Annotated in this window: 12 protein-coding genes; 8 read left to right on the plus strand and 4 right to left on the minus strand. The window is 67.1% G+C overall.

What is annotated here, in order from left to right; genetic code table 11:
* The 3 genes from CG716_RS27315 to CG716_RS27325 are packed head-to-tail and all read left to right on the plus strand — an operon-like array spanning position 1 to position 3850.
* On the plus strand, positions 1-1209 hold the full coding sequence (locus CG716_RS27315) for an argininosuccinate synthase (protein WP_094484272.1): 1209 nt from the start codon (positions 1-3) through the stop codon (positions 1207-1209).
* Complete coding sequence (gene argH / locus CG716_RS27320; RefSeq protein ID WP_094484273.1) at positions 1206-2615, plus strand: argininosuccinate lyase; 1410 nt, start codon at positions 1206-1208, stop codon at positions 2613-2615. The genes CG716_RS27315 and argH overlap by 4 nt, the downstream gene beginning before the upstream one ends.
* On the plus strand, positions 2612-3850 hold the full coding sequence (locus tag CG716_RS27325) for an MFS transporter (protein WP_165774324.1): 1239 nt from the start codon (positions 2612-2614) through the stop codon (positions 3848-3850). The genes argH and CG716_RS27325 overlap by 4 nt, the downstream gene beginning before the upstream one ends.
* Here the strand turns inward: CG716_RS27325 and CG716_RS27330 are convergent.
* Entirely contained in the window at positions 3847-5622 is a 1776-nt protein-coding gene (locus tag CG716_RS27330; RefSeq protein ID WP_094484275.1) for an ABC-F family ATP-binding cassette domain-containing protein, read from the minus strand. The genes CG716_RS27325 and CG716_RS27330 overlap by 4 nt on opposite strands.
* A gap of 116 nt (positions 5623-5738) precedes the next feature.
* On the opposite strand from CG716_RS27330, the gene CG716_RS27335 reads away from it, so the two are divergent.
* The 3 genes from CG716_RS27335 to CG716_RS27345 all read left to right on the plus strand — a co-directional run bounded on the left by CG716_RS27335 (position 5739) and on the right by CG716_RS27345 (position 9525).
* Positions 5739-8720 (plus strand): acyl-CoA synthetase, encoded by a 2982-nt coding sequence (locus CG716_RS27335; protein WP_094484276.1) that lies wholly within the window; start codon positions 5739-5741, stop codon positions 8718-8720.
* A gap of 71 nt (positions 8721-8791) precedes the next feature.
* Positions 8792-9325: a hypothetical protein gene (locus CG716_RS27340; RefSeq protein ID WP_094484277.1), complete on the plus strand. Its 534-nt coding sequence runs from the start codon at positions 8792-8794 to the stop codon at positions 9323-9325.
* A gap of 2 nt (positions 9326-9327) precedes the next feature.
* Entirely contained in the window at positions 9328-9525 is a 198-nt protein-coding gene (locus CG716_RS27345) for a Trm112 family protein (RefSeq protein ID WP_094484278.1), read from the plus strand.
* On the opposite strand, the gene CG716_RS27350 is transcribed toward CG716_RS27345, so the two are convergent.
* The 3 genes from CG716_RS27350 to CG716_RS27360 are packed head-to-tail and all read right to left on the minus strand — an operon-like array spanning position 9522 to position 11643.
* Positions 9522-10133 (minus strand): TetR/AcrR family transcriptional regulator, encoded by a 612-nt coding sequence (locus CG716_RS27350; RefSeq protein ID WP_094484279.1) that lies wholly within the window; start codon positions 10131-10133, stop codon positions 9522-9524. The genes CG716_RS27345 and CG716_RS27350 overlap by 4 nt on opposite strands.
* Entirely contained in the window at positions 10130-10945 is an 816-nt protein-coding gene (locus CG716_RS27355) for an ABC transporter permease (RefSeq protein WP_165774325.1), read from the minus strand. The genes CG716_RS27350 and CG716_RS27355 overlap by 4 nt, the downstream gene beginning before the upstream one ends.
* Positions 10882-11643: an ABC transporter ATP-binding protein gene (locus tag CG716_RS27360; RefSeq protein ID WP_094484280.1), complete on the minus strand. Its 762-nt coding sequence runs from the start codon at positions 11641-11643 to the stop codon at positions 10882-10884. Before CG716_RS27360 ends, CG716_RS27355 begins: the two co-directional genes overlap by 64 nt.
* 60 nt (positions 11644-11703) lie before the next feature.
* Here CG716_RS27360 and CG716_RS27365 point away from each other — a divergent pair, with 60 nt between their 5' ends.
* Together CG716_RS27365 and tyrS are read left to right on the plus strand one after the other, a co-directional pair.
* Positions 11704-12315: a DNA-3-methyladenine glycosylase gene (locus CG716_RS27365; protein WP_094484281.1), complete on the plus strand. Its 612-nt coding sequence runs from the start codon at positions 11704-11706 to the stop codon at positions 12313-12315.
* Between the two features lie 27 nt (positions 12316-12342).
* Entirely contained in the window at positions 12343-13614 is a 1272-nt protein-coding gene (tyrS, locus tag CG716_RS27370) for a tyrosine--tRNA ligase (protein WP_094484282.1), read from the plus strand.
* The last annotated feature ends 287 nt before the right edge of the window (positions 13615-13901 follow it).

Raw genomic sequence — 13901 nt, forward strand, 5'->3', positions numbered from 1 at the left:
ATGTCCGAACGCGTCATCTTGGCGTATTCCGGCGGCCTGGACACCTCGGTGGCGATCAGCTGGATCGGCAAGGAGACCGGCAAAGAGGTGGTGGCCGTCGCCATCGATCTCGGCCAGGGTGGCGAGGACATGGACGTCGTTCGCCAGCGCGCCCTGGATTGCGGCGCCGTCGAAGCGGTGGTGGTGGACGCTCGCGACGAGTTCGCCGAGCAGTACTGCCTGCCGGCCATCCAGTCCAACGCCCTCTACATGGACCGCTACCCGCTGGTGTCGGCACTGAGCCGACCGCTGATCGTCAAGCACCTGGTGGCCGCCGCCCGCGAACACCGCGGCGGCATCGTCGCGCACGGCTGCACCGGCAAGGGTAACGACCAGGTTCGCTTCGAGGTCGGATTCGCCTCACTGGCACCCGATCTGGAGGTGCTCGCTCCGGTCCGTGACTACGCCTGGACCCGCGAGAAGGCGATCGCGTTCGCCGAGGAGAACGCCATCCCGATCAACGTCACCAAGCGCTCACCGTTCTCCATCGACCAGAATGTGTGGGGCCGCGCGGTGGAAACTGGTTTCCTGGAACATCTTTGGAACGCGCCGACCAAGGACGTCTACGACTACACCGAGGACCCGACGCTCAACTGGAACACCCCCGACGAGGTGATCGTCGGCTTCGAGCGCGGCGTGCCGGTCTCCATCGACGGCAATCCGGTCACGGTGCTGGAGGCCATCGTCGAACTCAACCGGCGCGCCGGTGCCCAGGGCGTCGGCCGCCTCGACGTCGTCGAGGACCGGCTGGTCGGCATCAAGAGCCGCGAGATCTACGAAGCCCCAGGCGCAATGGTGTTGATCACCGCGCACACCGAGCTCGAGCACGTGACGCTGGAACGCGAGCTGGGCCGGTTCAAGCGGGGGACCGACCGCAAGTGGGGCGAGCTGGTCTACGACGGGCTGTGGTTCTCGCCGCTGAAGCGGTCGCTGGAGGCCTTCGTCGCCAACACCCAAGAGCACGTCACCGGCGAGATCCGGATGGTGTTGCACGGTGGGCACATCGCCGTCAACGGTCGGCGCAGCCCGACGTCGCTGTACGACTTCAACCTCGCGACCTACGACGAAGGGGATACCTTCGACCAGTCGTCGGCCAAGGGCTTCGTGCACGTGCACGGCCTGTCGTCCAAGATCGCGGCGCGCCGGGACTTGGCAGGCAATCAGACGTGACCACCAACGAGGGCTCGCTGTGGGGTGGGCGTTTCGCCGACGGGCCTGCGCCCGCGCTGGCGGCGCTGAGCAAGTCCACGCATTTCGACTGGGTGCTCGCGCCCTATGACGTCGCCGCTTCCAAGGCACACGCCAAGGTGCTCCACCGGGCAGGCCTGCTGACCGACGAGCAGCGGGACGGGCTGCTGGCCGGCCTGGACAGCTTGGGCCAGGACGTGGCCGACGGCAGCTTCGCACCGCTGGTCAGCGATGAGGACGTGCACGGCGCGCTGGAGCGCGGCCTGATCGACCGGGTCGGAGCTGACCTCGGCGGCCGGCTGCGAGCCGGGCGGTCCCGCAACGACCAGGTGGCCACACTGTTACGAATGTGGCTGCGCGACGCCATGCGCCGGGTCGCCGACGGCGTGCTGCAGGTGGTGTCGGCGCTGGCCACCCAGGCTGCCGCGCACCCGACGGCGATCATGCCTGGTAAGACGCACCTGCAGGCTGCTCAGCCTGTCCTGCTGGCGCACCATCTGCTGGCGCATGCGCACCCGCTGTTGCGTGACGTCGACCGCATCGCCGACTTCGACGACCGCACCGCGGTGTCGCCGTACGGTGCGGGCGCGCTCGCCGGCTCGTCGCTGGGCCTGGATCCGGACGCCATCGCCGAAGAGCTCGGATTCGCTGCGGCGGCGGACAATTCGATCGACGCGACCGCCTCCCGCGACTTCGCCGCCGAGGCCGCCTTCGTGCTGGCGATGATCGCCGTGGACTTGTCCCGGCTTGCGGAGGACATCATCCTCTGGAGCACAACCGAATTCGGCTATGCCAGATTGCACGACGCCTGGTCGACCGGCAGTTCCATCATGCCTCAGAAGAAGAACCCCGACATCGCCGAGTTGGCTCGCGGCAAGTCCGGGCGTCTGATCGGCAACCTCACGGGTCTGCTGGCCACCCTCAAGGCCCAGCCGCTGGCCTACAACCGGGACCTGCAGGAGGACAAGGAGCCGGTGTTCGACTCCGTCGCCCAGCTGGAACTGGTGCTGCCGGCAATGGCGGGTCTCGTCGGCACCCTGGTCTTCGATACCGAACGGATGGCCGCACTCGCGCCGGCCGGTTACACCCTGGCTACCGACGTCGCCGAATGGCTGGTGCGCCGGGGCGTGCCGTTCCGGGTCGCCCATGAAGCCGCCGGCAAAGCGGTGCGGACCGCCGAAGGCCGCAGTGTCGGACTCGACGAATTGACCGACGAGGAGTTGGCGCAGATCAGCGATCAGCTGACTCCCGACGTCCGCGAGGTGCTCACCGTCGACGGGTCGGTCTCGTCCCGCGACGCCCGCGGCGGCACCGCGCCGGTGCAGGTGGCCAACCAACTGAAGGTCGTGCGGGACACCGCGGACAGATTGCGCTTGCGTCTGCGGTGAGCAACCGGGGGTCAGGCGGGGGATACAAGCTGTTTCGTCAGCGCCAGTTCCGTGAATTGTGGGCGGCCAACCTGCTTTCCAGCATCGGTCTGGTCATGCTGTTGCTCGGTTCGGCGTGGGTGATGCTGTCGTTGACCACGAACCCCCTCATGGTGAGTATGGTGCAGACGGCTACCAGCCTGCCGTTCCTCCTGCTCGCTTTACCGGCCGGGATCATGTCGGACCTCTACGGTCACCGGCGCCTTCTGCTCGGTGCGCACACCTGGATGCTGCTCGCGGTGGCGGGTCTGGCGGCACTCACGTTCAGCGGGTACCTCAACGCCTGGTCATTGTTGGTGGCTTTGTCGATCATCGGAATCGGACTGGTCTTCCAGCAGTCGGCATGGAAACCCTTTCTGCACGACCTACTTCCGTCGGATCAGCTGGTCTCGGCGATCTCGTTCAACTCCCTGAGCAACAAGCTCGCCCAGGTCGTCGGCCCACTGACCGGTGGACTGCTGGTCGGATTCAAAGGCGCGATGCTGGTGTTGGGAACCAGGGCGCTATCTCACCTGGTGATGATCGCCGTCGTCCGGCGAGTGCCCAGGCCAGCGGCCGGAAAGCGCAGCGACGCAAGGTCTTCCCGAGAAGCGCTGGCCTCCTTCTCCGACGGATGGCGTGTGCTTCGGGCATCGCGCCAGCTGTACGGCCCGCTGATCCGATTGGCCGTGTTCATGATGCCGTGCACCGGCATGGTGGCGTTACTCCCGCTGGAGGCCAAGGAGAACATCCAGACCGAGGTCATCGGATACGGCGGCCTGCTGACCTCGCTCGCACTGGGGACGGTCTCGGCGGTGTCGCTGATGCCGTGGCTGCAGGGTCGGGCACGCATGGGCACGTTGAGTTCGACTGCGCTGGGCGGTTTTTCGCTCGCTGTGCTCGGCATCAGCCAATGGGACAGCATGCTGCTCGACGCCTCGTTCCTGCTGGTTGCCGGATTCTGCTGGGGCATCCTCACTGTGGCGCACCAATGGGCGATCCAGACGGCGTCACCGGCCGACATGCGTGGTCTGATGACATCCTTCTACTCGCTGGTCCTGCAGGGCTCGCTGGCTACGGGTAGTTTCCTGTTCGGCCTGATCGCAACTCAGGTCGGGGTGAGCCACACCATCCTGATCTGCGGCATCGTCGCGGCGTGCGGGCTGCTGCTCGTCCGCGTGTTTCCCATGCCGGACGCCGTCGCGCACGCGACCTAGTCGACCAGTTCGGAGAGCTCCAGCCAGCGGTTCTCCTTCTCGGCCACCTCGGACTCCAGCTCGCGCAGCTCCTTGGTCAACCGTCCGAGGCCGACGTGGTCGGACTGGTCGTGCTCGGCCAGCTCGACATGCTTGGCGTTCACCCGGTCGGAGAGCTTGGCCAGCGCCCGGTCCAGGGAGGCGATTTCCTTTTCCACACTGCGCAATTCGGCGCCGGAGAGTGCCGGGGAGTCAGGCTCGCGGGCCGGCCCCGACGTGCCACTGAGATCTCGGCGTGCCTTGATCCGCAGATACTCGTCAATGCCGCCCGGCAGATGACGCAGATGTCCGTCGAGGATCGCGTACTGCTGGTCGGTCACCCGCTCGAGCAGATACCGGTCATGCGAGACCACGATCAGCGTGCCCGGCCACGAGTCGAGCAGATCCTCAGTGGCCGAGAGCATGTCGATGTCCACGTCGTTGGTCGGCTCGTCGAGCACCAGCACATTGGGTTCCTCGAGCAGCGTCAGCATCAGCTGCAACCGCCGGCGCTGGCCGCCGGACAGTTCACCCACCCGTGACGACAACTGTTCGCGGCGAAAACCCAAGCGTTCCAACAACTGTGTCGGCGTGATGTCCTTGCCGTCCACCTGATAGTCCGTCTTGAGGCGGCCGACGACCTCGCGGACCATGTCGCCGGCGATGTCGGTGAGCTGGCTGGACTGCTGGTCGAGCATGGCCAGCTGCACCGTCTTGCCGCGCTTGACCCGACCGGAATCGGGGGCCACGGTCGCGGCGATCAACCCCAGCAGTGTCGACTTGCCTGCGCCGTTGGCCCCCACGATGCCAGTGCGCTCGCCGGGTGCGATGCGCCATTCCACTTCGCGCAGAACCGGTTTCCCGTCGAACGAAACCGACACGTCGAGCAGGTCGATGACATCCTTGCCCAGTCGGGCGGTGGCCAGCTTCGCCAGCTCCACCCCGTTGCGGATCGGCGGCACGTCCTCGATCAGCTGGTTGGCCGCGTCGATGCGGAACTTCGGCTTGGAGGTGCGGGCCGGCGCCCCACGCCGCAGCCAGGCGAGTTCCTTGCGCATCAGGTTCTGGCGCTTGGCCTCGGCCGCCGCCGCCACGCGGTCGCGCTCGACCCGCTGCAGCACGTAGGCGGCATAACCGCCGTCGAACGGTTCGACGACCCCGTCGTGAACCTCCCACGTGGTGGTGGCGACCTCGTCGAGGAACCAGCGGTCGTGGGTGACGATCAGCAGTCCGCCCACGGTGCGCGCCCAGCGTGTCTTGAGGTGCTCGGCCAGCCAGGTGATGCCTTCGATGTCGAGGTGGTTGGTCGGCTCATCGAGGGCGATCACATCCCAGTCGCCGATCAGTAGTGCCGCCAACTGGACTCGGCGCCGCTGGCCACCGGAGAGTTGGGCCACCGGAGTCTGCCAGTCGATATCGGCGACCAGACCGGCCACGACGTCCCGGATGCGAGGGTTACCCGCCCACTCGTGCTCGGGAATGTCGCCGACGAGCAGCGAGCCGACGGCGGCCTCCGGGGCCATGGTGTCGGCCTGATCCAATTCGGCGACGCGAAGGCCGCCGCGCTGGGTCACACGGCCTGAGTCGGGGGTGAGGCGCCCGGTGAGCATGCCCAGCAGGCTGGACTTGCCGTCGCCGTTGCGCCCGACGATGCCGATGCGCGCACCGTCGTTCACGCCGACGGTCACGGATTCGAAGACCACCTGAGTCGGATATTCGAGATGGAGCGCTTCGGCGCCGAGCAGGTGTGCCACTGGAAAGACCCTACGGGTGGCGCACCAAACCAGCGGGACGCGGATCGCCGTTATGCCATGATGTGCTGGCTGTCGGGGCCTCAAGCAGCAGCGACGTGGGACAGGGGAGTAGACCCGTGGATCTGAACTTGTCGGCGTTCACCAGGCCTGTGGAACGTCTGATGGCGACGGCGCAGAACGGTTTCGAGGTGCTGCGCTGGGGTGGGTTGGAGACGGGCGCGGTGCCCTCGCCCTATCAGATCGTCGAGAACAAACCGATGTACAAACTCCGGCGCTACTTCCCGCCGGACAACAGGCCGGGGCAGCGGCCCGCCGGCCCGCCGGTGCTGATGGTGCACCCGATGATGATGTCGGCGAACATGTGGGACGTCACCCGCGAGGACGGCGCCGTCGGCATCCTGCATGAGGGCGGGATCGACCCGTGGGTCATCGACTTCGGCTCGCCCGACGAGGTCGAGGGCGGCATGGAGCGCACCCTGACCGACCACATCGTCGGGCTCAGCGAGGCCATCGACACCGTCAAGGAAGAGACCGGCCAGAGCGTGCACCTGGCCGGCTACTCGCAGGGCGGCATGTTCTGCTACCAGACCGCGGCCTACCGGCGCACCAAGGACATCGCCAGCATCGTCGCGTTCGGTTCGCCGGTCGACACCCTGGCGGCCCTGCCGATGGGGATCCCACCCAACCTCGGCGCGGTTGCTGCCGACTTCATGGCCGACCACGTCTTCAACCGCATCGACATCCCCGGCTGGCTGGCCCGCACCGGATTTCAGATGCTGGACCCGCTCAAGACCGCCAAGGCGCGGCTGGACTTCCTGTTCCAGCTGCACGACCGTGACGCACTGCTGCCACGCGAGCAGCAGCGGCGCTTCCTGGACTCCGAGGGCTGGATCGCCTGGTCCGGCCCCGCGGTCTCCGAGCTGCTCAAGCAGTTCATCGCGCACAACCGGATGATGTCGGGCGGGTTCGCCATCAACGGCCAGCTGGTGACGCTGTCCGACATCACCTGCCCGGTGTTGGCGTTCGTCGGCGAGGTCGACGACATCGGTCAGCCCGCGTCAGTCCGCGGTATCAAACGCGCCGCACCCGGTGCCGAGGTTTACGAGGTGATGATCCGGGCCGGACACTTCGGCCTGGTCGTGGGATCCAAGGCGGCGACGTCGACCTGGCCGACGGTGGCGGATTGGGTGCGCTGGCAGTCCGGGCAGGACTCCCGGCCGGCCAATATCGCCCCCATGCAGGACAACACCGCCGAGCCCGACGACACCGGGGTCGCGCTGTCCGCGCGGCTGGTGCACGGCGTGGCCGAGGTGTCGGGCCTGGCGCTGTCGGCGGCCCGCGGGGCGGCTGATGCGGTGGTCAACGCCAACAAGTCGATGCGCACCCTGGCGGTTGAGACCGCGCGCACGCTGCCGCGGCTGACCCGGCTCGGCCAGATCAACGACCACACCCGGATCTCGCTGGGCCGCATCATCGACGAGCAGGCGGCGGGCGCCCCCAACGGCGAGTTCCTGCTGTTCGACGGCCGAGTGCACACCTACGAAGCGGTCAACCGACGGATCAACAACGTGGTGCGCGGCCTGATCGGGGTCGGCGTCCGCCAAGGAGGACGGGTCGGCGTCCTGATGGACACCCGGCCCTCGGCGCTGGTGGCCATCGCCGCGCTATCCCGACTGGGTGCCGTCGCCGTATTGATGCCGCCCGACGCCGACCTCGACGAGGCCATCCGGCTGGGCGGCGTCACCGAGGTCATCACCGACCCGGGCAACCTCGAGGCCGCGCTCAAGCTGCCCGTCCAGGCATTGGTGCTCGGCGGCGGCGAGAGTCGCGACCTCAACCTGCCTGGCGACAGCAACGTCATCGACATGGAGAAGATCGACCCGGACGCCGTCGAGCTGCCGGGCTGGTACCGGCCCAACCCCGGCTTCGCCCGTGACCTGGCGTTCGTCGCGTTCAATTCGGTCGGCGGGGTGCTGGTGCCCAAGCAGATGACCAACTACCGGTGGGCTTTGTCGGCGTTCGGCACCGCGTCGGCCGCTGCCCTCGGTCGCGGCGACACCGTCTACTGCCTAACCCCGCTGCACCACCAGTCCGGGCTGCTGGTCAGCCTCGGTGGCGCGGTTGTCGGCGGCACCCGCATCGCCCTGTCGCGCGGGCTGCAACCCGAGCGCTTCCTGGCCGAAATCCGCCAGTACGGCGTCACCGTGGTGTCCTACACCTGGACGATGCTGCGCGACGTCGTGGATGGCACTGACGACCCGTCCCTCTCTCTGCGCGGCAACCATCCGGTCCGGTTGTTCATCGGCTCGGGTATGCCGCCCGGGCTGTGGCTGCGAACCGTTGATGCGTTCGCACCCGCCAACATCGTGGAGTTCTTCGCCACCACCGATGGTCAGGCCGTGCTGGCCAACGTGTCCGGCGCCAAAGTGGGCAGCAAGGGCCGTCCCCTACCCGGCGGCGGCCACGTCGAATTGGCCGCCTACGACCCGGTCGACGACCTGATCCTGGAGGACGACCGCGGGTTCGTCGTGGTTGCCGAACCGCATGAGGTCGGTGTGCTGCTGGCCCGGCCATGGGGACCCATCGACCCGACCGCGTCCGTCAAGCGCGGCGTCTTCGCCCCGGGCGACACCTGGATCTCTACCGAATACGTGTTCCGCCGTGACGCCGACGGCGACTTCTGGCTGCTGGGGAATCGCCCGCTGCTGATCCGTACCGCCCGCGGAGTGGTGTTCCCGGAGTCGGTCACCGATGCGGTCACCTGGATCACCGCAGTCGACCTCGCCGCGACGTACGGGGTCGAGGTGCCAGGCGGCACCATCGCCGTCACCGCGATCACGCTGCGCCCCGGCATGACGGTCACGTCCGCCGATCTCACCGACGCGTTCGCGGCAATGCCGTTCGGGCCGCCTCCTGACGTGGTCCACGTGGTGCCGGAAATCCCGCTCAGCGCCACCTATCGGCCGACGGCATCGGCGTTGCGCGCCGAAGGGGTGCCCAAGGCGACGCGTAACGCCTGGCATTTGGAGCCCGATACGGGGAAGTACAGGCGCTTCACGGCTGCGGCACGTGCTCATCTCAGTGGTACCCAAGACTGAGCTTCTGCCCAGGTCGCGAAGCGCTGTTAGGCTCGCCGAGAGTCCCAGGTGCCAACGCGTCGGAGGAATGCATGCCCACCCAGACCGTTTCACGTCACTGGCGTCGCGCCGTTCGCGGCACGGCGATCGGTGCCCTGGCCGCTGGGGTCCTGGTGGCAGTCGGTACCCAGCCGGCGCTGGCCGATCCGACGACTGCACCGGCCACCCCGGACTCCGGCTCCGGAGTTCCGCAGTTCCAGACCGCCGACCAGCTGCTGGCTTTCATCGACCAGAACTATGACCAGGGCGCCGGCGGTGGTCAGCTGTCGAATCTGATCAAGTCAGTGATGAAGCTGCGGGCCCAGGGCATCAAGCCGTCGCGCGCGAACATCGCCGAGATTCAGAATGCCCTGCAGTACCGGCCGAATCAGAAACCGCTGATCGACGCGCTCCAAGACACGCTCAGCTATCAGAACAGGATCTTCGCGCAGATGCAGATCCTGCAGCAGGCGCAGCAGCGGCAGCAGAACAACGCCGTGATGGGCGCCGGTCAGATGCCCAGCGACGGCGCTCCGACCATCGGCGGTAACACCGCGCCGGTGATGCCCGCACCTGCGAGCCCGTAGCCGTGCTCGACGAGAAACTGCTCAACATCCTGGTGTGTCCCGCTGATCGCGGGCCGCTGCTTTTCGTCGACGACCTTCTCTACAACCCCCGACTGCACAAGGCCTACCGCATCGAGGACGGCATCCCGGTGTTGCTGGTCGACGAGGCCACCGACGTCGGTCCTGAGGAGCATGAGCGCCTGATGGCGCGCGCGGACTAGACCGCGGGCAGCTCCCCGGTGAGGTAGCGCTGCAGGTTCGGTGCGATCGTCTCGGCGATGCGGTCCGGTGACAGTGACGCGAAGGGCTCGATGCCGATGATGTACCGCGCTATCACCACACCCACCAGTTGCGACGCGACGAACTGGACGCGTAGTCGCCCACTGCCCGGCGGGTTGTCCACGCGGGGGGCGACTTCGGCGGTGATGATCTCCTCCAAGAACGACCGGATCAGGCTGACATCGGACCCGCTCAGCAGCGACCGGATCGTGGCGATGAGGCCAGCGCCCATCTCCGAATCCCACAGCGGCAGCAGGATCGCCGGCAGGACGTGGCCGAGTCCTTCGACCGGGGTGTCGCGCAACGGAATCAGGATGCTCATCGGGTCGATCGGGAGTTTGATCGCTGCGGCGAACAGTTGCTGCTTGGTGCCGAAGTAATGGTGCACCAGAGCCGAGTCGACGCCGGAGGCGGCGGCGATCGCGCGGATTGACGTCTTGTCGATACCGTTGCGGGCGAACAACTCTCGGGCATTGGCCAAGATCCGGTTCCGGGTGTCGGAGGTGCCGCGAGGGCGGCCTGGCCGTTTGGCCTGTGGCGTCGCGGTCACGGAGTGCGCCGCCGCAGGGTGGCTGCGGCCAGCGCCATTGCCGCGACCGCGAAGGCCAGGACCACGACGATGTCCCGGATGGCGGTCTCGTTCAGGCCTGTGTGGGCGTTGACCTCCCGCAGGGCTTCCAGCGCATAGCTGGCCGGCATCGCGTTGCTGATCCACTGAAGCCAGGTCGGCATCTGATTACGCGGCACGATGATCCCGGCCAGCAGCAACTGCGGGACGATGAACACCGGCATGAACTGCACGGCCTGAAACTCGGTGCGGGCGAACGCACTTGCCAGCAGGCCGAGGCCCACGCCCAGCACGGCGTTGATGACGGCGATGACGAACACCCAGAACGGGCTGCCTTTGGTGTCGAAGCCCAGCACCCAGAACGCGACGACGCAGGCCAGGATCGCCTGCGCGGCGGCGGCGACGGAGAACGCCGTGCCATAGGCGGCCAGCAGGTCCAGCCGGCGCAACGGTGTGGTGAGGATTCGCTCCAGCGTGCCCGAGGACCGTTCGCGCTGCATGGTGATCGACGTGATGAGGAACATCACGAACAACGGGAACAGCCCGAGCAGGATCAGGCACGCGGTCTGAAACGGTGACCCCGCGCCGGGGGACGACCGAACGTTGTCGAACATGAAGTACATCAGCGTGATCACCGCGCTGGGGACCACGAGAATCATCGCGACACTTCGGCGATCGGCACGCAGCTGGCGAAGAATGCGGGCCGTGGTCGCCAGGTAGGCGCGCGGACTCAGCTTGCTGGTGCGGTGCTGCGCCTGATGATGGACAGGAATGCTTCCTCCAGTGATGTGCATCCGGTGTCGTCTCGCAGTGAAGCCGGGGTGGTGTGGGCCAGCAGCCGGCCCTCGCGCATGAGCAGCAGGTCGTTGCAATGGTCGGCTTCGTCCATCACATGACTGGACACCAGTAAGGTGGTGCCCCGGCGGGCGAGCTTGTCGAACTGGGCCCAGAGGTCCACTCGCAACACCGGGTCCAGGCCGACGGTCGGTTCGTCGAGTACCAGTAGGTCGGGCCGGCTGACCAGGGCGCAGGCCAGCGACACCCGGGTGCGTTGGCCGCCGGACAGATTGCCGCAATACGCTCCGGCGTGATCGAGCAGGCCGACGTCGGCGACCGCCCGGTCGGCCGCTTGCGGGGCGGCGCCGTAGAGAGCCGCGAAATAGCGGACGTTGTCCATCACCCGAAGGTCGTTGTAGATCGTGGGGGCTTGGGTGACGTAGCCGACGCGGTGGCGCAGCGCGGGGGAGCCGGCCGGATGCCCGAGAACGGTCACGGTTCCGGACCCCACGATCTGAGTGCCGACGATGCTGCGCATCAATGTGGTCTTGCCGCAGCCTGAGGGGCCGAGCAGTCCGGTGATCGTGCCGCGCGGGATCGTGACGGAGAAGTCGTGCAGCGCGACGCGTTTACCCCGCACCACTTTCAGGTTCTTGGCCTGGACGGCAGCCTCGACGCCGTCTCGCAGTAATTCATCACTCGATGAACTCATCACATGATGAATAATCCACGCGCGGCACCCACGCGGTCAATGCCTGGGGCAGAATTTCTTACGATGGACGTCGACCTGCTGGACACCGACCCCGTATCGGCGGCGCGCCTGATGCTCGGCGGGGTGATCTGCTGTCGAGGCGTCAGCGCACTGATCGTCGAGGTCGAGGCGTACGGCGGGCCGCCGAACGGGCCGTGGCCGGATCGCGCGGCGCACTCGTTCCGGGGCCCGGGCATGCGCAACAAAGTGATGTTCGGGCCGCCCGGCCGGCTCTACACCTACCTCAGCCACGGCATCCATGTGTGCGCCAACGTGGTGTGCGGGCCGGATGGCACAGCCGCGGCGGTCCTCATCCGGGCAGCCGCGATCGAGTCGGGGCTGGATCTCGCGCATGAGCGGCGCGGCCCGCTGGTGCATCCCAAGACGCTGGCGCGCGGGCCCGGCAACCTCTGTTCAGCGATGGGCATCGTGATGGACGACAACGGAGTCGACGTGTTCGACCCGGACTCGCCGGTCACCATGCAGCTCGGCGGAGGAGTGCCGGAAAGCAGCGGGCCACGGGTCGGGGTGTCCCAGGCGGCCGATCGGCCGTGGCGGTTGTGGCTCACCGGACGTCCGGAAGTTTCGGCCTACCGTCGCAGCCCGCGCGCGCCACTCCCGGGCGCGAGCGACTGACCGCACCCCATGCGGGAAGATCATCGGATGGGCACGACGATTCTCGATGAGCTGGGCTGGCGCGAACTGATCGCCCAGTCGACCGATATCGACGCGCTCGCCGCGGCGGCCGCGCAGCCGCCGATGACGGTCTACTGCGGATTCGACCCGACCGCGCCGAGCCTGCACGCGGGAAATCTGGTGCCGTTGCTCACACTTCGGCGATTCCAGCGGGCCGGGCATCGCCCGATCGTGTTGGCCGGCGGTGCGACTGGCATGATCGGTGACCCCCGCGACACCGGCGAGCGGACGATGAACACCACCGACACCGTCGCCCAGTGGGCCGAGCGGATCCGCGGTCAGCTGGAGCGGTTCGTCGACTTCGACGATTCCGCGAGCGGCGCAGTCGTGGAGAACAACCTGAGTTGGACCTCGCAGTTGAGCGCAATCGACTTCTTGCGCGACGTCGGCAAGCACTTCTCGGTCAACGTGATGCTCGACCGCGACACGATCCGGCGCCGGCTGGACGGGGACGGTATCTCCTACACCGAGTTCAGTTACATGCTGCTGCAGGCCAACGACTACGTGGAGCTGCACAAGCGGTATGGCTGTGCACTGCAGATCGGCGGCTCGGATCAGTGGGGCAACATCATCGCCGGGGTGCGGCTGGTCCGTCAGACGGTAGGGGCTTCGGTCCACGCGTTGACGGTGCCGCTGGTCACCGCGGCCGACGGGACGAAATTCGGTAAGTCCACTGGCGGGGGAAGCCTATGGCTGGACCCGGAGATGACCAGTCCCTATGCCTGGTACCAGTACTTCGTCAACACGGCCGACGCCGACGTCATCAAGTACTTGCGCTGGTTCACGTTCTTGTCGGCCGGCGAACTCGCCGAGCTGGAGGAAGCGACGACATTGCGACCGCATGAGCGGGCGGCACAGCGCCGGTTGGCCCAGGAACTGACCACATTGGTGCACGGACAGAACGCGACGGAGGCAGTCGAGCACGCCTCGCAGGCGTTGTTCGGCCGCGGTGAACTGTCGCGGCTCGACGAGCCCACCTTGGCCGCAGCGTTGCGCGAGACATCGGTGGCCGAGCTGGGACCAGGTTCGCCGGACGGCATTGTCGACCTGTTGGTGGCCACCGGCCTGTCGGCGAGCAAGGGCGCCGCCAAACGGACGATCGCCGAGGGCGGGGTATCGGTCAACAACGAGAAGATCGACAGCGAGGACTGGGTGGCACAGCCGTCCCACTTCTTGCACGGCCGCTGGTTGGTGCTGCGGCGCGGGAAACGGAATATCGCTGGGGTACAGCGAGTTTGAGCGTGCGGGCGCCGTAGGAAACCGGGATCTAGCAGGCGATTTGACTCCCTGTTAGCACTCACGTAACTTAATCCACGTCGCCGCGACGCGGTCAGCCGCAGAGCGCGACGGCATCTTCGAGGAATACTCCCGGACTCCGGGAAGTTCCTAACTGTCCGCCCTACCGCACGCGGCGAAAGTCGCGGGGTGGTTTGCGCGGCCGGTGAGGGTGCCGGGTGTGTTGTTTGAGAACTCAATAGTGTGTTTGGTGGTTTTTAAGTTTGTTGTTGTTTTTTGCTGCATTCTGA

It is taken from the genome of Mycolicibacterium sphagni, assembly GCF_002250655.1.
Taxonomy (GTDB): domain Bacteria; phylum Actinomycetota; class Actinomycetes; order Mycobacteriales; family Mycobacteriaceae; genus Mycobacterium; species Mycobacterium sphagni.